Annotated in this window: 22 protein-coding genes; 6 read left to right on the top strand and 16 right to left on the bottom strand. The window is 46.0% G+C overall.

Translation table 11 applies throughout. The features are described from left to right. Nucleotides 1-39 precede the first annotated feature (39 nt). The 13 genes from uvrC to zapA form a co-directional block, all read right to left on the bottom strand. Nucleotides 40-1,812: an excinuclease ABC subunit UvrC gene (gene uvrC / locus PUN35_RS00315; RefSeq protein ID WP_014480497.1), complete on the bottom strand. Its 1,773-nt coding sequence runs from the start codon at nt 1,810-1,812 to the stop codon at nt 40-42. Between the two features lie 135 nt (nt 1,813-1,947). Then, nucleotides 1,948-2,262, bottom strand: coding sequence for a thioredoxin (gene trxA, locus PUN35_RS00310; RefSeq protein WP_003222500.1), 315 nt, complete (start codon nt 2,260-2,262; stop codon nt 1,948-1,950). 293 nt (nt 2,263-2,555) lie between these two features. After that, nucleotides 2,556-4,043 carry an alpha-L-arabinofuranosidase AbfB gene (gene abfB / locus PUN35_RS00305; protein ID WP_033881448.1) on the bottom strand — a complete coding sequence of 496 codons (1,488 nt, stop codon included), beginning with the start codon at nt 4,041-4,043 and terminating at the stop codon, nt 2,556-2,558. A gap of 217 nt (nt 4,044-4,260) precedes the next feature. Then, entirely contained in the window at nt 4,261-5,238 is a 978-nt protein-coding gene (gene etfA, locus PUN35_RS00300; protein WP_014480499.1) for an electron transfer flavoprotein subunit alpha, read from the bottom strand. Nucleotides 5,239-5,273: 35 nt separating this feature from the next. Beyond that, a complete protein-coding gene (etfB, locus tag PUN35_RS00295; RefSeq protein ID WP_014480500.1) occupies nt 5,274-6,047 on the bottom strand; it encodes an electron transfer flavoprotein subunit beta in 774 nt (257 codons plus the stop codon). A 14-nt stretch (nt 6,048-6,061) separates the two neighbouring features. Next, on the bottom strand, nt 6,062-6,838 hold the full coding sequence (locus PUN35_RS00290) for an enoyl-CoA hydratase (RefSeq protein ID WP_014480501.1): 777 nt from the start codon (nt 6,836-6,838) through the stop codon (nt 6,062-6,064). A gap of 14 nt (nt 6,839-6,852) precedes the next feature. After that, nucleotides 6,853-7,437 (bottom strand): fatty acid metabolism transcriptional regulator FadR, encoded by a 585-nt coding sequence (gene fadR / locus PUN35_RS00285; protein ID WP_014477593.1) that lies wholly within the window; start codon nt 7,435-7,437, stop codon nt 6,853-6,855. Nucleotides 7,438-7,542: 105 nt separating this feature from the next. Beyond that, nucleotides 7,543-9,225, bottom strand: coding sequence for a long-chain-fatty-acid--CoA ligase LcfA (gene lcfA, locus PUN35_RS00280; RefSeq protein ID WP_014480502.1), 1,683 nt, complete (start codon nt 9,223-9,225; stop codon nt 7,543-7,545). Between the two features lie 188 nt (nt 9,226-9,413). Further along, complete coding sequence (locus PUN35_RS00275; RefSeq protein WP_003237674.1) at nt 9,414-9,818, bottom strand: DUF350 domain-containing protein; 405 nt, start codon at nt 9,816-9,818, stop codon at nt 9,414-9,416. Nucleotides 9,819-9,832: 14 nt separating this feature from the next. Next, complete coding sequence (locus PUN35_RS00270) at nt 9,833-12,190, bottom strand: endonuclease MutS2 (protein WP_014480503.1); 2,358 nt, start codon at nt 12,188-12,190, stop codon at nt 9,833-9,835. A gap of 20 nt (nt 12,191-12,210) precedes the next feature. Next, nucleotides 12,211-13,923: a DNA polymerase/3'-5' exonuclease PolX gene (gene polX, locus PUN35_RS00265; protein WP_014480504.1), complete on the bottom strand. Its 1,713-nt coding sequence runs from the start codon at nt 13,921-13,923 to the stop codon at nt 12,211-12,213. A 73-nt stretch (nt 13,924-13,996) separates the two neighbouring features. Further along, nucleotides 13,997-14,530 (bottom strand): CvpA family protein, encoded by a 534-nt coding sequence (locus PUN35_RS00260; RefSeq protein WP_014480505.1) that lies wholly within the window; start codon nt 14,528-14,530, stop codon nt 13,997-13,999. Between the two features lie 6 nt (nt 14,531-14,536). Next, nucleotides 14,537-14,794: a cell division protein ZapA gene (gene zapA, locus PUN35_RS00255; RefSeq protein WP_003229534.1), complete on the bottom strand. Its 258-nt coding sequence runs from the start codon at nt 14,792-14,794 to the stop codon at nt 14,537-14,539. A gap of 133 nt (nt 14,795-14,927) precedes the next feature. On the opposite strand from zapA, the gene rnhC reads away from it, so the two are divergent. Beyond that, nucleotides 14,928-15,866, top strand: coding sequence for a ribonuclease HIII (gene rnhC / locus PUN35_RS00250; RefSeq protein ID WP_014480506.1), 939 nt, complete (start codon nt 14,928-14,930; stop codon nt 15,864-15,866). A 193-nt stretch (nt 15,867-16,059) separates the two neighbouring features. On the opposite strand, the gene pheT is transcribed toward rnhC, so the two are convergent. Both pheT and pheS read right to left on the bottom strand, forming a co-directional pair. Further along, nucleotides 16,060-18,474 (bottom strand): phenylalanine--tRNA ligase subunit beta, encoded by a 2,415-nt coding sequence (gene pheT / locus PUN35_RS00245; protein WP_014480507.1) that lies wholly within the window; start codon nt 18,472-18,474, stop codon nt 16,060-16,062. Nucleotides 18,475-18,489: 15 nt separating this feature from the next. Then, entirely contained in the window at nt 18,490-19,524 is a 1,035-nt protein-coding gene (pheS, locus tag PUN35_RS00240) for a phenylalanine--tRNA ligase subunit alpha (RefSeq protein WP_003229529.1), read from the bottom strand. 80 nt (nt 19,525-19,604) lie between these two features. On the opposite strand from pheS, the gene PUN35_RS00235 reads away from it, so the two are divergent. Beyond that, a complete protein-coding gene (locus tag PUN35_RS00235; protein WP_033881443.1) occupies nt 19,605-19,811 on the top strand; it encodes a hypothetical protein in 207 nt (68 codons plus the stop codon). Between the two features lie 66 nt (nt 19,812-19,877). Here the strand turns inward: PUN35_RS00235 and PUN35_RS00230 are convergent, their stop codons facing one another. Continuing rightward, nucleotides 19,878-20,624 carry a TrmH family RNA methyltransferase gene (locus tag PUN35_RS00230; RefSeq protein WP_003246182.1) on the bottom strand — a complete coding sequence of 249 codons (747 nt, stop codon included), beginning with the start codon at nt 20,622-20,624 and terminating at the stop codon, nt 19,878-19,880. 118 nt (nt 20,625-20,742) lie between these two features. On the opposite strand from PUN35_RS00230, the gene sspI reads away from it, so the two are divergent. The 4 genes from sspI (at nt 20,743) to PUN35_RS00210 (ending at nt 24,979) form a co-directional block, all read left to right on the top strand. Then, nucleotides 20,743-20,958 carry a small acid-soluble spore protein SspI gene (gene sspI, locus PUN35_RS00225; protein WP_003229525.1) on the top strand — a complete coding sequence of 72 codons (216 nt, stop codon included), beginning with the start codon at nt 20,743-20,745 and terminating at the stop codon, nt 20,956-20,958. A 68-nt stretch (nt 20,959-21,026) separates the two neighbouring features. Continuing rightward, a complete protein-coding gene (locus tag PUN35_RS00220) occupies nt 21,027-22,133 on the top strand; it encodes a CdaR family transcriptional regulator (protein WP_014480508.1) in 1,107 nt (368 codons plus the stop codon). A 102-nt stretch (nt 22,134-22,235) separates the two neighbouring features. After that, nucleotides 22,236-23,648, top strand: a complete 1,413-nt coding sequence (glcD, locus tag PUN35_RS00215; RefSeq protein WP_014480509.1) for a glycolate oxidase subunit GlcD — start codon at nt 22,236-22,238, stop codon at nt 23,646-23,648. Continuing rightward, the gene (locus PUN35_RS00210; RefSeq protein ID WP_014480510.1) at nt 23,645-24,979 is read left to right on the top strand and encodes a (Fe-S)-binding protein; all 1,335 of its coding nucleotides are present in this window, start codon (nt 23,645-23,647) and stop codon (nt 24,977-24,979) included. The genes glcD and PUN35_RS00210 overlap by 4 nt, the downstream gene beginning before the upstream one ends. Nucleotides 24,980-24,993 lie beyond the last annotated feature (14 nt).

Raw genomic sequence — 24,993 nt, 5'->3', positions numbered from 1 at the left:
TAGTTCACATTTTATCAGATCTTATTTAAAAGGACAACATTATTTTTGCAATTTGTCGTAAAGGAGCTGAGCCGCCGCTGCGGGAACACCGGCTTTTTTGATGTCCTCAAGGCTTGCTTCCTTCATTTTTTTAACGGAACCGAAATGCTTTAACAGCATTTTCTTTCTTTTCTCTCCGATACCCGGGATGTCGTCCAAAACGGATTGAAACGCGCTTTTTCCGCGGATTTGCCTGTGAAAACTGATTGCAAAACGGTGCACCTCGTCCTGAATGCGCTGCAGGAGGTAAAATTCCTGGCTGTTTCGTTCCAGATACACCACCTCCAGCGGATCACCGATCAGTAAATTTGAGGTTCTGTGTTTTTCATCTTTCGCTAAACCGGCGATCGGGATATCCAAGCCGAGTTCATTTTCAATGACATCCCTTGCTGCGTTGATCTGCCCTTTTCCTCCGTCAATGATGATCAGATCGGGCAGCGGCAGATTCTCACGAAGCACTCTCGTATAGCGTCTTCTGACAACCTCTCTCATAGAACCATAATCATCCGGCCCTGTAACGGTTTTGATTTTATATTTGCGGTATTCCTTTTTGTATGGTTTGCCATCGATAAACACAATCATCGCAGAAACCGGGTTTGTCCCCTGTATGTTTGAGTTATCAAACGCTTCAATTCTGTGCGGCGTATAAATATTTAATGCCTCACCTAGTTTCTGCACTGCCCCGATTGAACGCTCCTCGTCCCGTTCGATTAAAGAGAATTTTTCTTTCAATGCGATTTTCGCATTTTTATGGGCAAGCATGAGCAGTTCTTTTTTCGGGCCTTTCTTCGGCTGGTGAACGTTTGTTTCCAGCAGCTGCTCGATCATGGATTGATCTACGCTGTCCGGAACTAAAATCTCCTTCGGAAGGAAGTGGTTGTTTTTTGAATAGAACTGCCCGATGAACGTGAGGAACTCTTCATCTGCTTCCTGATAAAGCGGGAACATGCTGACATCGCGTTCAATGAGCTTTCCTTGGCGGATGAAAAAGACCTGCACGCACATCCAGCCCTTATCGTACGCGTACGCGAATACATCACGGTCGACTAGATCGTTCATCGTCATTTTTTGTTTTTCCATCGTTGATTCAATATGGGCAATTTGGTCACGAAGCTCTTTTGCTCGTTCAAACTCAAGATTCTCAGCAGCTTCATGCATTTTCTCTTCAAGCTCTTTTTTGACCTCATTATAGCCGCCCCTTAAGAAACGTGTAATGCTTTCAACCAGCTCTCTGTTCGTCTCTTCGGAAATATCCTTTACACACGGAGCGAGGCATTGGCCCAGATGATAGTAAAGGCACACTCTGTCCGGGAGCTTGGAGCATTTTCTGAGAGGATACAGACGGTCGAGCAGTTTTTTTGTTTCCCTTGCTGCCTGTACATTCGGATACGGCCCGAAATAGCGCCCTTTGTCTTTTTTGACATTGCGGGTGACAATTAGCCTTGGGTGGCGTTCATGGGTGAGTTTTATGAAAGGATAGGTTTTGTCGTCTTTGAGCATGACGTTGTATTTCGGATCATGCTTTTTGATCAGATTCATTTCTAAAATAAGCGCTTCAAGATTGGAGGACGTCACGATATATTCAAAATCCTCGATTTCCGTCACAAGCCTTTGGGTTTTCGCGTCGTGAGAACCGGTGAAGTAGGAGCGCACTCTGTTTTTCAGCACTTTTGCTTTCCCTACGTAGATCACAGTCTGCTGCCGGTCCTTCATAAGATAACAACCCGGTTGATCAGGAAGGAGGGCGAGTTTTTCTTTCAGTTGTTTGTTCATATGTTACCCTTCCTTATGTTTAATCCTTTATTTCCAGTTTAACACGAACGTTTGTTTTTCTCTATGGTTCACAATTGGCGAATAAAAAAAGCGATCCCTCAATCGGAATCGCTCTGGCATGTAAGCAGCGGAAAATTAAAGATGTTTGTTTACAAGCTCTTGAAGCGCTTCTTTTGGTTTGAAGCCGACTGAAGTTTCAACTACTTCGCCGTCTTTTAACACAAGAAGAGTCGGGATGCTCATAACGCCGTATTTTCCGGCAGTTTCTTGGTTTTCGTCTACATCGATTTTTACGATTTTCAGTTTGTCTCCCATTTCTTGATCCAATTCTTCAAGAACAGGTGCAATCATTTTACAAGGTCCGCACCAAGGAGCCCAGAAGTCTGCCAGTACGACGCCTTCGCTTGTTTCAGCTGAGAAAGATTGATCAGTTGCTTTTACGATAGCCATTATTGAATTCCTCCAATGTGAAATGATGATTTTTAGTATAGCATCTCCCATTCGTTCACGCTATTTTAATGCTTACAAATTATTTTTTCCTGATCACAGCCGGTTTACTCATTTTTATATGGTTGAATGGGATATGCTCTTTTTTTAAAACACAAATCTGATAATGGCCCCAATCACTACAATTGCCCCAATAATCATTAAAATGGTACGAAGCATAAGATCACATCTCCTCTTCACTGTCATTTAAAACCTGAAAAAGAGCGCCGGCATGAAGCTCCGGCGCTCTTGCGCGATTAAGAATAAGCACGCAGCGTAAGTAAGACGACTGACATTGGCGGGAGTTTTACTTTCAGTTTGTTTTTGCTGAGCGTGTATTGTCTGAAGGATTCCGGTTTGACATGATGAGGATCGTCAAACGTGTTATGCGCATTCATTTTTTCTGCCGTAAGAATGACTCCGGGATGGTCCGCTGCCTTGTGTAGGCCTCTCAGCTCGATTTCCGCCTCCGCTTTGTTTTGGTGATCGATGTTGCAAATAGTGATATTGACATCACCTTCAGCTTGTTTCGACGCTGAAATGCTGATTTGCGGAAGCGTTTCACCCTTCCATTCATAGTCGGCAGACATTGTCTCTGTTGCTAAAAGAGAAGCGTCCTGGTGCACCTTAAACATATTGAATACATGGTACGTCGGTGTCAAAAGCATCCGCTCGCCCTCAGTCAAAATCATCGCTTGCAGAACGTTTACTGTTTGGGCGATGTTGGCCATTTGCACCCGGCGGCAATGCTGATGGAAAATGTGGAAATGAGAAGCCGCCACCAGTGCATCACGAATGGTGTTTTGCTGATATAAGAAACCGGGATTCGTGCCTGGCTCGGGATCAAACCAAGTGCCCCATTCATCAATAATCAGCCCGACCCGCTGCTCCGGATCGTACCGGTCCATAATCGTGCCGTGTTTTTGAATCAATTCATCGATGTATTTGGCTTTTTTCATCGTAATAAACCACTCATCTTCCGTGAATTCTGTGGCTGATCCTTTGCCGTTCCAGAAATCCCCCGGAATCGTGTAATAATGAAGACTCAACCCGTCCATCAGGCCAGCGGCTTTTTTCATAAGCACGTCCGTCCAATTAAAATCATCCACATTTGCTCCGCCTGCAATTTTATAAATGTCATTCCCACTGTAATTGCGGACATAAGTCTGAAAACGCCGGTACAGATCTGCGTAGTATTCGGGATGCATGTTGCCGCCGCAGCCCCAGTTTTCATTGCCCACGCCGAAATATTTCAGCTTCCAAGGCTCTTCTCTTCCATTTTGCTTTCTCCAGTCTGACATCGGCGTGCCTTCTTCAAATGTCATATATTCAATCCACTCCGCCATTTCCTGAACGGTTCCGCTTCCGACATTGCCGCAAATATATGGCTCGCATTCAAGCAGCTCGCAAAGCATCATAAATTCATGCGTTCCGAATTCATTTGATTCAATTGTACCGCCCCAGTGAGTGTTCAGCATTGTCTTACGGTCACCGACACCGTTTGCCCAATGGTATTCGTCCGCAAAACACCCGCCCGGCCACCTGAGGACAGGGATGTGCAGCTGTTTGAGCGCCTCCAGCACGTCCTTTCGTATCCCGTTGATATTGGGGATGTCTGAGTCCGTTCCGACCCAGATCCCCTCATAAATCCCTCTTCCTAAATGCTCAGCAAAATGACCGTATATATTTTTGTTAATGGTTCCTTTTACGATATCTGTTTGAATCACTGCTTGATGTTCAGACATGCCTCTGATCATTCCTTTCATACGGATATGAAAAGCACCACAGTCAAATATGTGATCTGTCTTTTGCCTGAGGAGTCAGCATGAATATAAGCGCTTTTAAAGTAACCATATTATATATGTTCGTACATGTCAACGTCATTTTCTATCGTTTTTATATTTGTACGTATGTATTTATAAATATGGAAAAATCCCGAACTTTTAAAGTCCGGGATTTCCTTTATGAGTGTATATTCAATTGTTTGAATTCCTCAGTTAATAACGGGACAACTTCAAATAAATCACCGACGATGCCGTAATCCGCTATTTTAAAGATATCGGCTTCGGGGTCTTTATTGATGGCGACGATCACCTTGCTGTTTGACATGCCGGCCAAATGCTGGATGGCGCCGGAAATGCCGCATGCAATGTACAAATCCGGAGTAACGACTTTCCCGGTCTGCCCGATTTGGAGAGCATAATCGCAATAATCAGCGTCACATGCCCCGCGAGAAGCCCCGACTGCGGCCCCTAGCACCTCTGCAAGCTCCTGCAGCGGCTGAAATCCTTCCTTACTTTTGACTCCTCGGCCGCCCGCAACGATAATTTTCGCTTCGGAGAGATCAACACCGTCAGCTGTTTTTTTGACGACCTCTTGAATCACGGTGCGAAGGTCAGTAAGAGAGACATTTATGCTTTCGATGCTTCCCGATCTGCTGATGTCTTTTTCTGAAGCTTGAATGTTATTGGGGCGAATTGTTGCAAAGATCATCGGATCGGTTGAAATGACGCGTTCAAAAGCTTTCCCCGAGTAAATCGGCCGTGTGAACACAACATTCCCTCCGGTAACGCTTACATCTATAGCATCAGAAATTAAGCCTGTTTGCAGCCGGGCAGCAAGCTTCGGTGAAAGATCCTTGCCCATTGCCGTATGCCCGAAGATGACTGAATCAGGATTTTCTTGCTCGATAACACCTCTCATGACCTGGCTGTACCCGTCTGCCGTGTATGTTTTCAGCTTCGGGTCCTCAGCGGTAAGAACTTTATCTGCTCCGTAATGAATAAGCTCTTGTGCAATGCTTTGTACATTTTCACCGATGAGAACACCGATGACTTCCCCATCTCCTGAAATGGTTCTTCCTGCAGCTATTGCTTCAAAGGTGACATTCCGCAATTCCCCATCGCGTATTTCTCCAAGCACGATCACTTTTTTTCCCATTCTAACATCCCCCTGTTTCTTTGAATGTCCAAGCTTTAAATGACTTTAGCTTCGCTGCGGAGCAATGAAACAAGCTCTTTTGCCTGTTCAGCAGGCTCACCTTGGAGAAGCTTCCCGGCTTCTTTTTTCGGCGGCAGAAAACGTTCAATGGTTTTCAGCTTTGGTTCAGCATCCTCTTCGTCCAGGTCAAGATCATCAAGTTCAAGCTCTTCAAGCGGCTTTTTCTTAGCCTTCATAATTCCCGGAAGCGATGGATAGCGCGGCTCGTTTAAGCCCTGCTGAGCTGTGACAAGCAATGGGAGCGTCGTTTTGATTTTTTCAACATCCCCTTCGACGTCCCTTTCTGCTTCTGCATCAGTGCCGTTGATTTCGAGTTTGGTGATCGTAGTGATACACGGAATGTCCAGTAGCTCGGCAAGCCGAGGCGCCACTTGTCCTGATCCTCCGTCAATGGCAACATTTCCGCCGAGAATCAAATCAAACTCCTGATCCTTCATATAGTGGTATAAAACTTGAGAAATGGAATATTGGTCGGGTTCTTCAAGATCATCTTCTATGTTGATTAAAACAGCTTGGTCACAACCCATGGCAAGCGCCGTACGCAATTCTTTCTCCGCTTCTTCACCGCCGACCGTGACGGCGGTGATCGTGCCGCCATGCTTTTCCTTCAGCTGGATGGCTTCTTCTATCGCGTACTCATCATATGGATTAATGATCCATTCCGCTCCGTCATCCTGAATCTTTCCTGTTTCAATGACGATTTTTTCTTCTGTGTCAAACGTCCGTTTCATCAGTACAAATAGATTCATGATCATATCCCCTTTTATTCGCCTTTGAACTGAGGCTTTCTTTTTTCGAGAAATGCCTGGATGCCTTCCTTGGCGTCCTCTGACTCAAATGCTTCCCCAAATCGCTTTGCTTCAAGCTTTAAGCTGCCTTCATAGGAATACACCTTGTTGGAATAGAGAAGTTCAAGCAAAGATGCCAGCGTTTGCGGGCTTTTCTCTGCAAACTTAGCGGCAAGTGCTTTTGCTTTTTCAATCACTTCTGCCTCATCTTTCGCTCCAATTGAGACAAGTCCGAGATCAAGCGCTTCTTTTCCGGATATCGGTTCTCCTGATCCGATGAGCTCTAATGCTTTGGCTGTGCCGACATATCTCGGAAGGCGCTGTGTCCCCGCAAAACCCGGAATGATACCGAGATTAAGCTCCGGGAGCCCCAGCTTAGCATCTACTGTTGCAATTCTGATATGACAGGCCATCGCAAGCTCCAGCCCGCCTCCGAGAGCAGCGCCGTGAATCGCTGCGATAATCGGTTTTGGAAAGCTTTCGATTCTCTCCATTAACTGCTGGCCGCGCTCAGCGAGCAATGAGGAATCCTCATTGCCTTTAAGCGATGTAAATTCTTTAATATCAGCGCCGGCTGAGAAAAATCTTCCCTCGCCGTGAATGATAATGCTTCGTACGCCTGCATCTGTCTCACATTGATCAAGACAGGAAGACAGCTCTTCTAATATCCGGCTGGAAAGCGCATTTGCCGGCGGATTGTGAATCGTCAAAACTGCCACAAATTGATCAACTGCCAGTGATATTGCATTCATAGGACAGAACTCCTTTACTTATTATGAATTCCGGACACCAATAATTCTAAAACGCTGTCTGAAAGCGCAGCAAGATCGTACTTTTGGTCATTCATCACCCATGTTGTCACGGTTTCGTCAATCGTTCCAAAAATCATCTGCCGGGCGAGGCGGACGTCGAGGCCTTCTTTTAATTCGCCTGATTGTATGCCTTCCGTCAAAATGCCATCCAAAATATTTAAGTAGCCTTTTAATATTTCGTTGATTTTTTGGCGCAGCTCCAAGTTGGATTGGCGGAGCTCAAGCTGCGTGACAATTGCGAGATTATGGTCACCCGCTAAAAGGGAAAAATGCTTTGAAATCACAAGCGCCAATTTCTCTTTCGCTGTTGCTTTTTCTTTAATGTCCTCTTCCATCCGCTCAATAAATTGACCCATTTTTTCTTTGAAAAGAGAAATTAAAATATCTTCTTTGTTTTTAAAATAGAGATAGATGGTGCCGTCCGCTACCCCAGCTTGTTTGGCAATTTTGGATACCTGTGACTGGTGGTAGCCGTTTTCTGCAATGACTTCTACTGCTGCATCAATAATCTGCATATACTTTGGCCGTTTTTGCTTCAATGTTCATCGTTCCTTCCTATAGAAATGAATGACTATTCATTCATAATTTCATGATAAGAAGGATTTTCAGGTTTGTCAAGTTTATTCATAGGCGTTCTCTTTTTTTTATTTGATATGATGATTTTCGGTTTCTTCTTCAAGTAAACGCCTTCTTAAAATTTTTCCCACCGCCGTTTTCGGCAACTCCTTTCTGAAGTCATAGGCTTTGGGCACCTTATAGGGAGCTAGACGTGATCTCGCAAAAGCGTCCAGTTCTTCTGCATCGGCTTTTGCGCCTTTCTTTAATACGACAAATGCTTTTACTGTTTCTCCCCTGTAGGAATCGGGAACGCCTGCAACAACAATTTCCTGTATGGCTTCATGTTCATAAAGCGCTTCTTCTACCTCACGCGGGTAAATATTGTAACCGCCGGCAATGATGATATCCTTCTTCCTGTCAGCAATATAGAAAAAGCCTTCTTCATCCATATAGCCCATGTCCCCGGTGAACAGCCAGCCATCTCTCAGCACTGCGGCGGTTTCCTCTGGTTTATTCCAGTATCCTTTCATGACTTGCGGACCTTTTACAATGATTTCTCCATGCTCATACGGAGCGGCAAGCTCACCCGTCTCTTCAGAATAGATCGCAGCGTCCGTACTTGGCCAAGGACAGCCGATACTGCCCGGCTTGTTTTTTCCCCAGATAAAATTGGCGTGCGTCACTGGGGATGCCTCAGACAAACCATAGCCTTCCACAAGCTTTCCGCCAGTCACCTTTTCAAATTTCTGCTTTACCTCCACAGGGAGCGCGGCTGATCCGCTAAGACAGCTTTTAATGGATGACAGATCATAATGCTGCAATTCGGGGTGATGCAAAAGGCCAATGTAAATTGTCGGTGCGCCAGGAAAGAGCGTCGGTTTGTGTTTGTCGATGATTTTAAGTGTTTCGAGCGGATCAAACTTAGGAAGAAGAATCATTTCGAAGCCTAGTTTAATCGAATAGTTCATGACTGCCGTCAGTCCGTAGACATGAAAAAACGGGACGATGCCCAGCACTTTTTCAGCGCCTTCTTTCACGTCATACATCCAAGCGGCGCACATTTCAGTATTTGCCAAAATATTTTGGTGCGTGAGCATGACCCCTTTTGGAGCTCCGGTTGTTCCTCCGGTATACTGGAGGACAGCGATATCATGCTCAGGATCGATCTTCGGGATTGTCAGGAGTTCAGTTTTTTCCTGCTTCATACTGGAAGCGAACGTGTGAATGTTAGCTGTTTTGTCAAAGTCGATATGCACTTTTTGTTTTTGCGTCAGCGGGTAAAGAATATTCTTCGGAAAAGGCAAATAGTCTTTTACGCTGGTTATCAAAATCTGGTCGACTATTGATAACGTTTTCATTTTTATTGCCTTCGGGAAAAGCAAATCTAAGGTGATGATTACACTTACCTGAGCATCTCTAAGCTGGTATTCAAGCTCGTGCTCGGTATAAAGCGGATTCGTCTGCACCACGATGCCACCGGCAAACAAGACGCCATAATAAGAAATCACTGTTTGCGGGCAATTGGGCAGCATAACAGCCACTCTGTCTCCTTTTTGCAGGCCATTGCCCTGCAAAAAAGCTGCAAGTTTAAGAGCATCCGTCAGAATGTCATGAAAGGTGAGTTTTTTTCCATAAAACGATATTGCGGTTTTATCAGGGAATCGTGCGGCGGAGTCTGTCAGGATGGATTGCAGGGTTTTATTCGGCAACGGAAGCTCATGCGGGATATCGTTGGGATACTCGGCAAGCCACGGCTTTTGAGACTGCATAAAACCTCCCCTTTCGATTTTAGAGATCCACCTTATCATTATAGCAGATGGACGGCAAAAAAAAGAAAAAGAAAGGTAAATCTTTCTTTTTCTCATAATATGAACAGATATATAAGACCAATTAACAAAAAGATTCCCGCTGCGACGAGCAGTATTTTCGCAAGCTTTTCCATCTATTCTCCGTCCCCTTATATTCCGGCTGCCACCACAAATGAAAGCCCGACAGAAATGACAAATGAAATAAAGCCGACAGCCCGGTTATCATTTTCGATTTCCTGATCAATTTTAAACCGCGGAGTCAAAAACTCAAAAATAAAGTAGCTGATCAGAAGCATAACAAACCCGTAAACGCCCCAGCCGATCATTTGCAGCAGCGAATTATGCTGGGAGATGGAATGCTGAAATACGTTTGCGATTCCCAAAATTTTTCCGCCGGTCGCCATTGCCACCGCAAGATTTCCTTTTTGAATCTCTTCCCAGTTTTTATAAGCCGTCACCAGCTCAAACACAGTCAAAAAGAGGACGAGGCAGAGAACCGCGACACTGTAATATGCCGCGATTTCCACAAGCTCGTTTTCCCAAAAATCACTCATGGCCATACTCCCTTTTATTTTAGTTCAACAACCGTAACGCCTGATCCTCCCTCACCTGCTTCACCGAAACGGGAACTTTTGACGCTGCGGTGGTTTTTCAGAAGATCCTGTACGCCTTTTCTTAAAGCGCCGGTTCCTTTTCCGTGGATGATTGACACTCTTGGATATCCGGCTAACACCGCATCATCCAAGTATTTTTCAACCCGGCTGAGGGCATTTTCATAGCGTTCGCCGCGGAGATCAAGTTCAAGCGATACGTGATAGTCCTTTCCCTTGACCGCTGTAATGATTTTTTCTTTTTTTTGCTCCGGAGCTGATTTGATAAACTCCAGATCTTTTTCTTTTACTTTCATCTTTAAAATACCGATTTGAACATTCCATTCATTGCCGCCTGTTTTTTCGAGCAATGTTCCTTTTTGCCCGAAAGTGAGGACTTTCACCTCGTCGCCAGGCTTAAAGTCGCGTTTTTGCGCTTTCGGTTTTTCCGGTTTCTTGGACTTTTCAAAAGCCGGCATAGCGCCTTCTAACCGTTTCTTCGCGTTAATCAGCTCGTGATCCTTGAAGGATTTGTGTTCTTCTTTTATGGTGCGCAATTCATGAATAATGTCCTCGGCTTCTTTCATTGCCGCTTTTACTTTTTCAGCAGCCTGCTGTTCTGCCTCTTCAAGCATTTTGTCTTTTTTGCTGTTAAGCTCGATGATTTGCTGCTGCAGCTCTTTATGCAGTTTTTCCGCTTCTTTTCTGATTGATTCTGTCTCAGAAAGCTCTTCTTCCGCACGTTTTTTGCTTTGTTCCAGCGACGCAATCATCGTATCGACTTCGTTATGCTCGGCCGTCATTTCTGACTTCGCCTGCCCGATGATATGGTCCGGAAGCCCGAGGCGTTTTGAAATTTCGAAAGCATTGCTTCGACCCGGCACACCAATTAAAAGTTTATAGGTCGGTGACAGCGTTTCGATGTCAAATTCAACGCTGGCATTCATGACGCCTTCTCTGTTATAGCCGTACGCCTTCAATTCCGGATAATGCGTCGTAGCTAACACTCGTGCATTGGTGCGATGCACGTCATCCAAGATGCTCATGGCGAGGGCCGCCCCCTCCTGCGGATCTGTCCCTGCACCAAGTTCATCGAAAAGCACAAGGCTGTTTTCATTGACCTGTTCTAAAATGCCGACAATGTTCACCATATGGGATGAGAACGTACTTAAACTTTGCTCAATCGACTGTTCATCACCGATATCAGCGAATACGTGCTCAAATACTGCCGCTTCTGACCCTTCATCTGCCGGGATATGAAGACCTGATTGCGCCATTAAGGTTAGCAGGCCTAACGTTTTAAGGGTGACTGTTTTCCCCCCGGTGTTTGGCCCTGTGATGACAATGGTTGAAAAATCGCGGCCAAGCTCGATGTCATTGGCAACAACCTGGTCAGGCGGAAGCAATGGATGGCGGGCTTTTTTCAAACGGATAAAGCCGGTGTCGTTCATAATCGGTTTTGTCGCTTTAACCGCTTTTGCATATCTAGCTTTTGCAAAAATAAAGTCAAGCGTCTGCAGCACTTGCAAATCTAGAAATAGCTCCTCTGTATACTCTGCCGTTTTCTCTGTCAGCACACGCAAAATCCGTTCAATTTCTTGCTTTTCTTTCACTTTCGCCTGCTGAAGGGAATTGTTCATATCTACAATCGCCTGCGGTTCAATGAATAATGTCGCACCAGAGGATGAGGTGTCGTGCACAATTCCTCCATAGCTGGATCTGTACTCCTGTTTGACCGGGATCACAAAGCGGTCATTCCGAATCGTAACAATCGTATCAGACAGCATTTTCGAAGCGGAAGAGGAACGCAGCATCGACTCTAACCGGTCTCTGACTCTTGATTCGAGTGTTCTGAGCTGTGTGCGGATTCCTCTTAATGTTTCCGATGCATGATCAAGCACTTCTCCGTGATCATCAATGCAGGAATTAATGTCCCGCTCTAAATCGGACAGCGTGATAAGCTGTTCAGCATGCTGATGGATCAGCGGAATGTCGACACCGTCTTCAGCCATTTGGGTGATAAAATGTTTCATTTGTTTAACTGCATAAAGCAGGCCTGAGATTTCAGTGAATTCAGAAGGACTGAGAACGCTGCCGATTTCCGCCCGTCTTAACGCTCCTCTGATATCTACAAGGCCGCCAAATGGCGCTTGGCCTCTCAGCCGGATAATGTCAGAAGCTTCGTCTACTTCATCCAGCTGTTTTTTAATTTCGTCTATAGAAGCAGAAGGCTTAAGCTCGAGAAGCATTTCTTTTCCGAGCGATGAAGCGGCATGCCCAATAACCTGTTCTTTCACTTTATGAAATTCAAGAGCTGATAATACTTTTTGCTGCACGATTGTGTGAGCCTCCTTACTTAATCGTTGCGCTTCAGAAATACCTCTACGTCTTTAAGCGACCGGGCATTCAGAACGTTTTTCGTTTCCGTCCATCCTTTGCGCGCGGCAGTAACGCCAGTTTTCATATCGTCTAACATCTCAATATTATGGGCATCAGTATTAATCACCAATGTAACCCCTTGTTCGTTTGCTTTCATTAAATGCTCTGTGCGCAGATCAAGGCGCGCAGGGTTGGCGTTAAGTTCAAGCGCCGTATTTGTTTTCCTCGCAAGCTCAATCAGCTGATCAATATCGATTTCGTAACCGGCCCGTCTGCCGATAAGGCGCCCGGTCGGGTGTGCGATAATGTCAACATGCTTGTTTGTCAGTGCCGTCTCAAGCCGTTTCATAATCACGTGTTCCGGCTGATTAAAACTGGAATGAATCGATGCAATAACGATATCCATTTCCGCAAGCATATCGTCATCATAATCGAGCGTACCGTCAGGCAGGATATCCATCTCAACGCCTTTCAAAATACGGAAGTTTTCAAACTCTGCATTCAGTGCGTCAATTTCTTTTGCCTGCTGCTTAAGTCTTTCTGCAGTAAGGCCGTTGGCGACCTTTAAATATTGTGAATGATCGGTGATCGCCATGTATTGATAGCCTTTTTTGATGCAGGCTTCAGCCATCTCTCTGATCGAAAATGCACCATCGCTCCACGTTGAGTGCATGTGGAGATCACCTTTGATTTGCCCGGGTTCTATCAGTTCAATGCTGTCGCTGTAGGTTTCCACTTCCTGTCCGCTTTCACGAATTTCCGGCGGAATCAGCGGCAGGCCGAAGTGCGCATAAAATTCACGTTCACTCGGAAATGTTTTGATCTCTCCGGTTTCAACTGTCTCAACGCCGTATTCACTGATCCGCTCGCCGCGTTCTTTGGCGATTTGGCGCATTTTAATATTGTGATCCTTTGATCCCGTAAAATGATGGAGTGTTGTCGGAAACTGCTCTTCCGTCACAAGACGGAAATCGACGCTTGTTTCATATTCAAAGGAAAGGATGACGGACACCTTCGTATCTCCGCTTGCGATCACGCTTTTGATGTTTGGCAGCTCAAGAAGCTGCTCTCTTACTTCAGCCGGATGATCTGTAGCAATGATATAATCCAGATCCTTCACCGTTTCCCGCGCTCTGCGGAGACTTCCGGCACGAGAAAATTTGATGATATGCGTAAATTGAGAAAGATGCTCCTCAATTTCCCGCGCGATCCGGAGGGCGTAGCCGATCGGGAACCGTTCAGGCTGTTTTCCGGCTTCCCCGAGCGCCTGTAATATTTTTTCTTCCGATTTTTTGCCGAAGCCCGCAAGACCTTGTACCTTTTGCTGTTCACAGGCTTCCTTCAGAGATTCTGCATCATGTACGCCGAGCTCTTTATATAGCTTTGCGATTTTTTTGCCGCCGAGCCCCGGCAGCTTCAATAAAGGCACGAGTCCTTCCGGCACTTCTTTCTGAAGCGATTCGAGCGTGCTTGACTTTCCTTCATCTATATACTCTTTAATGACGCTGTACGTTCCTTTTCCAATGCCGGACAGCGACATCATATCGTCCATTTCTGATAAGCTTCGGTCGTCCTGTTCCAGGGCTGCCGCCGCTTTTCGAAAGGCGGATACTTTAAACGGGTTGTCCCCTTTTAGTTCCATATAGACTGCAATGGTTTCAAGCAGCCGGATAATATCTTTTTTATGCATATCATAACCCCCAGACGTTCACATATGTTTCCATCATACTTGAAAAAAACTTCTCCGGACAAGAGAAGTTTTTTTATGCCCCGTACTGTGTCCACAGCTCTTGTAGGAGCCCTGACAAGTATGGTGTATGGTTAATGATCACATTTGCGAGGGACGATTGCCCCATCATTTGCTGCAGTGCATCTACCGGCAGAACGGATGCGACATACAGCAGCACAAATGTAAATAAATAGACTTCTAGAAAACCGAGAACGGCGCCCAGCAATTGGTTGATTTGTTTGATCACCGGAATGCCGGCGACAATACTCAAGAACGAGCCGATGATTCTCAGTAAGATTTTAGCAATGATAAATAAAACGATAAACGCAATCGCATTATAGTACGCTGCTTCCAAATTCCCCGTAAAAAAAGAAAGAGCCGGCTGTCCCGCTGAAAAATCGGGTGCGGGAATCCAATGTAAATGCGGTGCCACGTTTTTATAGAATAAAGCCGCAAAGGCAATTGATAAAATAAAGCTCGTCAAGCGGATAAACTGCAGGATAAAACCGCGTTTTAACCCCAGTAAAGTCCCCATCAGGAGCAAGATTAAGATGATGATATCTAGCATAGTTGTTCAATCCTTTTCTTTAAGCTGCCGCTCCAGTTTTTCACATTTCTCTTGTAATTTGACATAATCGTGCACCACATTTACCGCTGTCAGCACTGCAAGTTTATTTATATCAAGGTATGGATTTTTTTCATTGATTTCTCTCATTTTATCATCAACAATTCCGGCGACATACCTCATATGGGCTCTGCTTTCTTCACCGACAATCGTGAAGTGCTGGCCGTAAATGTCAACGGTTGTTTTTGTTTTTTTGCCGTCAGACAACGTTTCTCCTCCATTCCGCGAGAATCCTAGTTCTTATCATAACACGTTTATTAAATGAATGGAAAGACGAGCTTCCCGCTGTTATGATACACTGGTATATACAGCGAAAAGTGTAAAAAAAGGAGATTATTACGTGTCCCATTCAGTGATAAAAGTATCGTTGTCTGCTATTGACCAAATGAAAATGACATACAGCGGTTCGCTTACAGCCTCTGTTCCGCAGGGAGCCGTTTTTCAGGCGAAACCGCCCGGCTGTACCATTACAGCATATAAATCAGGCAAGGTCTTGTTTCAAGGCAAAAACGCAGCGGCAGAATCCGCGCGCTGGGGAACAGCAGAGCCGGAAAAGAAGAAAATGGCCAAAAAGCCGGCTGATCCCCGCTATGCCCCTCCGGCAGATATCGCCGGAATGTCTGTTATCGGTTCTGACGAAGTCGGAACCGGAGATTACTTTGGCCCAATGACGGTTGTATGCGCGTACGTCGACAAAACCATGCTTCCTTTAATGAAGGAACTCGGTGTTAAGGATTCTAAAGATTTAAAAGATCCGCAAATCATCGAGATTGCCCGAAACCTGATCAAAACCATTCCATATAGCCTGCTGGTTTTAAAAAATGAAAAGTATAACAGCATGCAGGAAAAAGGCATGAGCCAAGGGAAAATGAAAGCTTTGCTGCACAATCAGGCGATCACCCATTTATTAAGAAAATTGGATGGAGTAAAGCCTGAAGCCATTTTGATTGACCAATTCGCTGAGCCAGGCGTCTACTTCAATCATTTAAAGGGCAGAGACATTGTGAAGGAGCGGACCTATTTTAGCACAAAAGCTGAAGGTATTCACCTGGCTGTCGCCGCTGCTTCAATCATTGCAAGATATTCGTTTTTAATGGAAATGGATAAACTATCACGCGAGGCAGGAATGACGCTTCCAAAAGGGGCCGGTCCTCACGTCGATGAAGCGGCCGCCAAGCTGATCCTCAAAAAAGGGGCATCTGCACTCAGAACCTTTACAAAACTCCATTTCGCCAATACGCAAAAAGCGCAGCGCCTTGCTGATAAAAAACGTTCATAGAAAAAAGCTTGCAGATTTCTCTGCAAGCTTTTTTCATCTTTTCAGCGTGATTGAAAACCCTTGAAGTCTAGGAAAGGCGAGCATTGGAGCACAGCGAATGTTCTAATTCGTGAGCACCAACGCGCAGACCTGACAACGAATGCGGGGGTTTGCCGACACGCTGAGCTTGCAGATTTCTCTGCAAGCTTTTTTCTCAGCCTCTTAAAACAGCTTGATATGTGTCTTCTAACGCTTTCAGCACTTTGCTGTGCGCCTTTGTCACTTCTTCTTCAGTCAGTGTTTGTTCAGGGTTGACATACTGGAGTGAGAAAGCGACTGACTTCTTGCCTTCCTCCATATGTTCGCCTTCGTATACGTCAAAGACGGTTACCTCTTTCAGAAGCTTGCCGCCAGCCTCTTTAATGACGCTCTCGAGCTGTCCGCTTGTGACGGTTTTATCTGTTACAAGAGCAATATCACGTGTCACAGACGGATATTTCGGAATCGCCGTGTAAACAAGCGGTGCTGTTTCTGCCGCGAGCAACGCATGAAGATCGAGCTCAAATACGTATGTTTCCTTTATATCCAGTTCTTTTTCCAATGAAGGGTGGACTTGGCCGATGAAGCCGATCAGAGAACCATTCAATAAAATGTTCGCTGTTCTGCCCGGATGCAGCTGTTTGCGTTCAGACTGTACAAATTCAATGCTGTCTAGGACGTTGAGTTTGTCTAACAGCCCTTCTACAATTCCTTTGACAACAAAGAAATCAACTGGTTTCTTTTCACCCTGCCATAGCTGCTTGCGCCATAATCCGGTAACAGCTCCTGCTACGCGTTCTGTTTCAACAGGTTTTGTGTCCTCTTCCTTCGTCAGGAAAACGGAGCCGACTTCGTACAGTGCAACTGAGTCAGTCTGCCTCGCGAGGTTGTAAGAAACAGAATCAAGCAGATTCGGAACAAGACTGTGTCTGAGAATGCTTCTTTCTTCACTCATTGGAAGCGCAAGCACAGTATTCAATGACTTTTCAATCGCAAACGCTGCCGCTTTCTTCTCGTTTGTCAGTGAGTAAGTGATGGCTTGTGATAAGCCTGCGCCTTCAAGGAAGCGTCTGACTTTACGGCGTTTTGCCTGGTATGGCGTTAATCCGCCTGTAGTTCCCGCTGTCTCAGGAAGCGTAGACGGAATGTTATCGTAGCCGTACAGTCTTGCCGCTTCTTCGATTAAATCCTCTTCTATTGTAATGTCGCCGCGGCGTGATGGGACAGTCACAACGAGAAGTTCACCCGCTTCACCGACCGTAAAACCGAGACGTTTATAAATGCTGATCAGTTCTTCTTTACTGATCGTCAGGCCTAGAACGCTGCTCACTTTGTCAGCAGATACGTGAATGTTATTTGCTTCGATTGTCAGGTGATCTTCCTCAACTGTTCCTGCAAGCACCTCACCGCCGGCATACAGATGGATCAGCTGCGCAGCCCGTTCTGCTGCAAGACGTACGCGCGCCGGATCAATTCCTTTTTCAAATCTTACGCTTGAGTCACTTCTCAAACCAAGGTCTTTGGAAGCCTTGCGAACCGTCTGCCCGTTGAAATACGCAGCCTCAAGCAAAATCGTTTTCGTATCTTCCTGAACCTCTGACTCTGCTCCTCCCATGACACCCGCAACGGCCTGCGCTTTCATTCCGTTTGTAATAACAAGGTGATCGGCGGACAGCTTACGTTCTTGATCATCAAGAGTGACGATCATTTCATTCTCAGCTGCTTTTCTTACTACGACTTCCTTAGAGCCAAATCTGTCATAATCAAATGCATGAAGCGGCTGTCCGTATTCCAACAGGACAAAATTTGTGATGTCAACGACGTTGTTGTGCGGACGAATGCCTGCATTCATCAGTTTTGTCTGCATCCAAAGCGGTGACGGAGCAATCGTGACATTTTTAATGATTTTTGCAGTGTACAGCGGGTTCGCTTCTTGATCTTCAATTTTGACTGAAATGTAATCAGACGCTTGTTCTGAAGCAGCCGGGTAATCCGTTTGCGGAAGCTTTACCTCAGTGTCTAAAATCGCCGCAACCTCGTAAGCAACACCAAGCATGTTCATGGCATCGGCGCGGTTTGGCGTTAAACCCAGCTCAAGAATCGCATCGTCAAGCTGTAAAGCCGCTAAGGCATCGCTTCCTGTTTCAGCGTCATTCGGGAATACGAAAATGCCTTCTGCATACTCCTTCGCCACAAGTTTGCTTTCGATGCCAAGCTCCTGTAAGGAACAGATCATGCCATTTGATTCTTCACCGCGAAGCTTGGCTTTTTTGATTTTGAAATTGCCCGGCAGCACTGCTCCGACTGTTGCAACTGCGACTTTTTGTCCCTTATCCACATTTGGCGCGCCGCAAATGATTTGTACAGGGGCTTCAGCTCCGATATCCACAAGGCACTTATTCAGCTTATCAGCATTCGGGTGCTGCTCGCGCTCCAGCACATGGCCGATGACAACGCCTTTGATGCCTTCTCCTTTGTATTCAATTCCTTCAACCTCAATACCGGCTCTTGTAATTTTTTCAGCAAGAACAGCCGGGTCCATGCCTTTTAAATCAACATAATCCTCTAACCATTTATAAGAAACAAACATCCTTGCATCCTCCTCTTACGCCTGTTTAAACTGCGAAATAAATCTGACATCGTTTGTATAGAAGTGGCGGATATCATCAATGCCGTATTTCAGCATCGCGATGCGCTCAACACCCATTCCGAATGCGAAGCCCTGATATTCCTTCGGATCAAAGCCAGCCATTTTAAGCACGTTCGGGTGAACCATTCCGGCACCGAGGATTTCAATCCAGCCTGTTCCTTTACATACTGAGCAGCCGTTTCCACCACATTTAAAGCATGTCACATCCACTTCTACTGAAGGCTCAGTAAACGGGAAGAAGCTTGGGCGGAGTCTGATTTCACGGTCTTGCCCGAACATTTTTTTCGCAACGAGTTCAAGCGTTCCTTTTAAATCACTCATGCTGATGTTTTTGTCAACGACAAGCCCTTCAATTTGCATAAATTGGTGAGAGTGCGTCGCATCATCGTTATCACGGCGATATACTTTACCCGGGCAAATGATTTTAACGGGACCTTTGCCTTTATGCTTTTCCATCGTCCGTGTTTGGACAGGAGAAGTTTGCGTTCTCATCAAAGTTTCCTCTGTGATGTAAAAGCTGTCCTGCATATCGCGCGCAGGGTGTTCTTTCGGAAGATTGAGCGATTCGAAGTTGTAGTAATCCGTTTCAACCTCTGGCCCTTCCTCGACTGTGTAGCCCATACCGATAAATAAATCTTCAATTTCTTCAATGACAACAGTGAGCGGATGGCGGCCGCCGACTGCAACAGGGTTCCCCGGCAGCGTGACGTCAATTGTCTGTCCTGCAAGCTTCTGTTTCATTTCCTCTTCTTCAAGCTTCTCGTTTTTGTCAGCAATCGCATTGGCAATACGCTCCCTTACTTCGTTCGCGAGGGCCCCCATTTTTGGACGTTCCTCAGCAGAAAGCTTGCCCATTCCGCGCAGCACTTCTGTAATCGGCCCTTTTTTTCCGAGATATTGCACCCGAATATCATTGACAACCTTCAATGAGCTTGCCGCTTCTACTTGTTCTAAAGCTTCTTGTTCCAGCTGTTTTAGCTTTTCTTCCATTTTGCATCCTCCTTTTATGTAAACAAACCGTCATATGTCTTTGGAAAATAAAAAAACCCGTCCCTTGTACAAGGGACGAGTTGTGGCCGCGGTACCACCCTTATTTCAGACAGACTGATGCTGTCGTCAGCTTCATTGACATAACGGAATCAGATTCCGGTTCACCTTTACGCGCAGTATACGCGGTCCCGGCGACAACTCAAGAGGTGAAGCCAACTTCCGGCTGCGTTAAAAATGCTCTCAGTCAGCGGCATTTTCTCCCTGGAAAGCAGTTGATCAGAAATTGAGGTCCTCTGTCACGGTTTTTGAAATATTATGTTCTATTATAGAGAAATCCAACGCTTGGCGCAACACTATCCTCGCAAGTGATACACGAGGATGGCAGCCGCAACCGCAACGTTTAGTGATTCAGCCTGTCCGTAAAGCGGCACGTACAGGTTCAAATCCGTTTTTTCCAGCAATGCAGCATCCACCCCTGCACCTTCATTTCCTACAATGAGCGCAAAGGATTCAGACTGAGGAATCTCCTGGTAAGGCGCTCCGTTTTGCAGCGCCGTGCCGTATACTTTTACGCCCTCTGCCTTCAATTCGTCCACATATGAAGGCAGGTTTCTTCTCACAACAGGAATATGGAAGTGAGATCCTTGAGCAGATCGCAGTGTTTTTCCGTTAAAGGCGTCCGCCGTGCCGTCACCGAGTACAACCGCATCCAAACCGGCCGCATCAGCCGTTCGAATCATTGTGCCAAGGTTTCCCGGATCTTGAACAGCGTCAATCAGCAGCACCTTGCGTGCCGTTGCCAGCTTTTCTTCAGGCATATGGCACACAGCGGCAATCTGCTGCGGCGTTTCGGTTTCAGTCACAGCTGAAAACGCATCTTCACTCAGCATATAGCACTGGATACCAGTCTCAAGATCTGAAGGAATCCTCGTTTCATCCTTTACAAGGATTTCTTTCACAATGCCCGGGCTTTTCAACGCCTCTTCAACGAGGTGTTCTCCCTCTATCAGAAATGTATTTGTTTTTGTTCGTTCTTTTTTTGTGTGAAGCTTTTTCCAATCCTTCACTTTTTGGTTTTTTGCCGATTCTATTTGTTTCACTGTCTATGTGGCGCTCCTTTTTTTAACATGATGTTATTATATCGCAAGAACAGCACATAATAAACCAGGTGCAGGGTTAGAATATACGTATTACATTTTAGAAAAAGGAGCGTTTTACATGGATCTTAATTTACGTCATGCCGTCATTGCCAATGTCACCGGCAATAATCAGGAGCAGCTTGAGCATACAATCGTAGATGCGATTCAAAGCGGTGAAGAAAAAATGCTTCCAGGGCTCGGCGTTTTATTCGAAGTCATTTGGCAGCACGCATCCGAAAGTGAGAAAAACGAAATGCTGAAAACGCTTGAAGGCGGATTAAAACCCGCCGAATAAGACATGAAACCGGGTGACAGCGCCCGGTTTTTTTCTTATATAATAAAAACATGATGAGGGGGAACGCCATGTTTTTACAGCCGTTATTAGCGAAAAAAATTATTGCTGAAGTTAAAAAAATGTACGAACGTGAAGTCATTATTGTAAACACGGACGGTCTTATTATGGCAGGCACAAACGATGAGCGTGTCGGACAATTTCATGAGGGAGCGCTTATCTGCGCAAAAGAAAGACGCAGCGTGATTATTACAAAAGAAGATGAAACAAGGTTAAAAGGAGTGAAAGCAGGCATAAACCTCCCTGTATTTTTTGACCATGATGTGATTGCCGTCTTCGGGCTGACAGGTGAGCCTGCAGAGATTCAGCCATTCGGAGAACTGCTTCGAAAAATGACAGAACTGTTCATTAAGGAATCGCGGCACTTAGAGCAATCCCAGTGGCGTGAGAGAATGCTGGAGTCCTTTATGATCGATTGGCTGCAATTAAAGGAGTGGTCTCCCAGTTTTCTTGAGAAAGCTCAGCTTCTTGGTGTTGACCTTTCTTCCCGGCGCCAAATGATTCTTATTCAGGGGTATGAGTGGTCACCTCATGATATTGAACAAATGGCACGCAGCTGGAAATCCTCGTACCCTGCGGATTTGTTCATCAGGTGGGGAAATGAACGGATTTTGATTAATCATGAAGTGCCGCAGCATGAACAAAGGGATCGGCTTTTACGGAAAATCCTTCACATTTGTTCGTTTGCCAATACCGCAAGCAGCCAATATACAGCAGCTGGCGCCGGAAGGGCTGTCGCAAGCTCCAGCCTGACAGATTCATACGAGCAAGCGGAAAAAGCGCTGGCTGTCAGCCTTAAGCGAAAAACGCCCATATTTGAAGAGGATCTGAAGCTTGATATGTGTCTGACGGAGATCAGCCCGGGAACCCGAAACGAATTTCCGCAAAGAGTATTAGGAGAGGCGCTAGAGCATCAGGAACTTATGAATACGTTACGGACTTTCTTTCATCACGATTTGTCTTTGAAACAAACCGCAGAAGATATGCATATTCATATCAATACATTGCGTTATCGTCTGGCTAAGGCTGAACAGCTGACGGGTTTACGTTTTGACCGTACCGAGGACATCGTCACGATGTACGTTGCCCTCTATTTTTTAGATCAAGATACAAAATAGAGAGAGTTTCAGTTTCATTTTTTGTATGTTTCTCCATGGAAGGCTTTGCTTTTTTTCTTTTACAATAGATTGAAAGTTTTTTTTGACAGGGGGATGGGTGAAATGATCACCAAGGATGTAAAGGAGCAGCTGATTCGGGTCTCCGGACCAGAAAACTTTGATGACTCGAATGCCGGCCGTCTCGTCTATTCATATGATGCGACGCCTCAGTATCAGTCTATGCCTGATGCCGTGATTGCTCCGAGGAATACTGAAGAAGTATCACGCATTTTAACAATTTGCAGCGAACATCGAGTGCCGATCGTTCCAAGAGGATCAGGGACAAACCTGTGCGGCGGCACGTGCCCGACTGAAGGCGGACTTGTGCTTCTCTTTAAGCACATGAACCAGATTCTTGAGATTGATGAAGAAAATTTAACTGCCACAGTTCAGCCGGGCGTCATTACGTTGGATATGATCCGGGCAGTTGAAAGCAAAGGTTTATTTTATCCGCCTGACCCGAGTTCTATGAAAATATCAACTATCGGGGGCAACATCAATGAAAATTCCGGCGGGCTCCGCGGATTAAAATACGGCGTCACCCGCGACTATGTTATTGGACTGGAGGTTGTGCTCGCAAATGGTGACATCATCCGCACCGGCGGAAAACTCGCAAAGGATGTGGCCGGATACGACCTCACACGTCTTTTTGTCGGCTCAGAAGGAACACTCGGCATTGTGACAGAGGCAATCGTCAAGCTCGTTCCAAAGCCTGAAACAAAAAAGACGCTGCTTGCCCTATATGAAAACATCGATGCCGCTGCTCAAACGGTATCAGACATCATTGCCGCAAAAATCATACCCGCCACGCTTGAATTTCTCGACCAGCCTACACTTTTGGTGATTGAGGATTATGCCAAAATCGGACTGCCAACAAACGCAAAGGCGGTTCTATTAATTGAGCAAGACGGACCGCTTGAAATCGTGGCACGGGATATGGAAAAGATTGAGGCCATTTGCAAAAAAGGCGACGCCGTTTCCGTTCAGACCGCACAAACAGAGGAGGAGGCATTCGCCCTGACTGAAGCACGGCGCTCTGCACTTTCTGCCCTAGCCCGCCTCAAGCCGACGACGATTTTAGAGGATGCGACCGTTCCTCGCTCAGAAATCGCCAATATGGTTAAAGCGATTAATGATATTGCTGCTAAATATGATATTTCCATCTGCACCTTTGGCCATGCGGGAGACGGGAACCTTCACCCGACATGCACGACAGACATAAGAAATGAGGATGAAATGGAGCGTGTCGAACAGGCCTTTGCCGAGATTTTTGAGAAAGCGATTGAACTTGGCGGGACGATAACCGGAGAGCACGGAGTCGGGGCAATGAAAGCGCCTTACTTGGAGATGAAGTTGAAAAAAGAAGGCATTGATGCGATGAAAGCGTTGAAAGCGGCATTTGACCCCCGGAACATATTAAATCCGGGCAAAGTGTTTGCGAAAGATGCCAGAAAACGTGTGGTGGCGGAAAGATGACAACAGAAAAAGAAATGAAACAGATCCAAGATAAATTTAAAGAGCGTATGGATGAAGGCGAGTTATTAAATTGTATGCGCTGCGGCTTCTGTCTTCCTTCCTGTCCGACCTATATCGAATCGGGATTTCATGAAACACACTCTCCGCGCGGGCGTATCGCCTTAATGAAAGCCGTAGCGGACGGTATGATTGAACCGGATGAAGATGTCGAACGGTCGCTGTCACTTTGCCTTGGCTGCCGCGCCTGTGAGCCTGTATGCCCGTCTGGCGTGAAATACGGTCAGCTGCTTGAGGAAGCCAGAGATATTATCCACCAAAATAAAAAACACTCGCTCGGCGCACGTGTCATGCGAAAGGCGGCTTTTCACGAGCTGTTTCCGCATCAAAACCGCATGCGCTCAGCTGTAAGCCTTATCGGTTTGTATCAGCGGTCAGGACTGCAAACCGCTGTGCGTAAAACCGGTATGCTTCGCGTCCTGCCTGAGCATTTGCGAACGATGGAAGCTGTTCTTCCTGATGTTCCAAAAAGCAAAGACATGAAACATCGGCCGCGTTTCCTGCCGTCAATTGGCCCCATGAAAAAACGGGTCGCCTTTTTTTCGGGCTGCTTAATGGATACGATGTTTTTACCGACTAACAATGCCACATTGAAGCTTTTACAGCTGGCAGGCTGCGACATTGTCATTCCGCCTGAACAGGCTTGCTGCGGGGCGCTGCATGGACACAGCGGTGAAAAAAACACAGGGAAAGAGCTCGCGAAACAAAATATCGCTGCTTTTGAAGCGTTAGACGTTGATGCTGTCATTACAAACGCAGGAGGATGCGGAGCCTTTCTCACTGAATATAATCATTTGCTGAAGGATGACCCTGAGTGGTCGGAACGGGCTGCTGCGTTTGTTCAAAAGCTGAAGGATTTTTCTTCTGTTTTGGTTGAGCTCGATTTCCATCAAATGGATCTAGCGCTCGAGACGCCTCAGGTCGTTACCTACCAAGATTCATGCCACCTAAGAAATGTAATGCATACGTCGCTTGCGCCCCGCCAGCTTCTTAAAAGCATCAAAGGGGCGGAATTCAAAGAAATGGAGAAAGCAGACAGCTGCTGCGGATCAGCGGGAATTTACAACATCGTCGAAGCTGAAATGTCTATGAGAATACTGGACAGTAAAATGGCTGCCGTCAAAGCAACCGAAGCGATCCTCATTGTAACAGCAAATCCCGGCTGCCTGCTGCAGATGAAGCTCGGCATTGAACGCGAAGGACTAAGCGGTAAAGTCAGAGCCGTTCACCTGGCTGATTTGCTATTGGAAGCAGCCGGGCACAAACCATCATGAGAAAGCCCAAAACA

Origin of the sequence: Bacillus sp. N3378-2at (genome assembly GCF_033412715.1) — a bacterium.
Lineage (GTDB): Bacteria > Bacillota > Bacilli > Bacillales > Bacillaceae > Bacillus > Bacillus subtilis.
The sequence above is the reverse complement of the archived record's forward strand: the minus strand, read 5'-3'. Positions and strand labels throughout refer to the sequence as shown.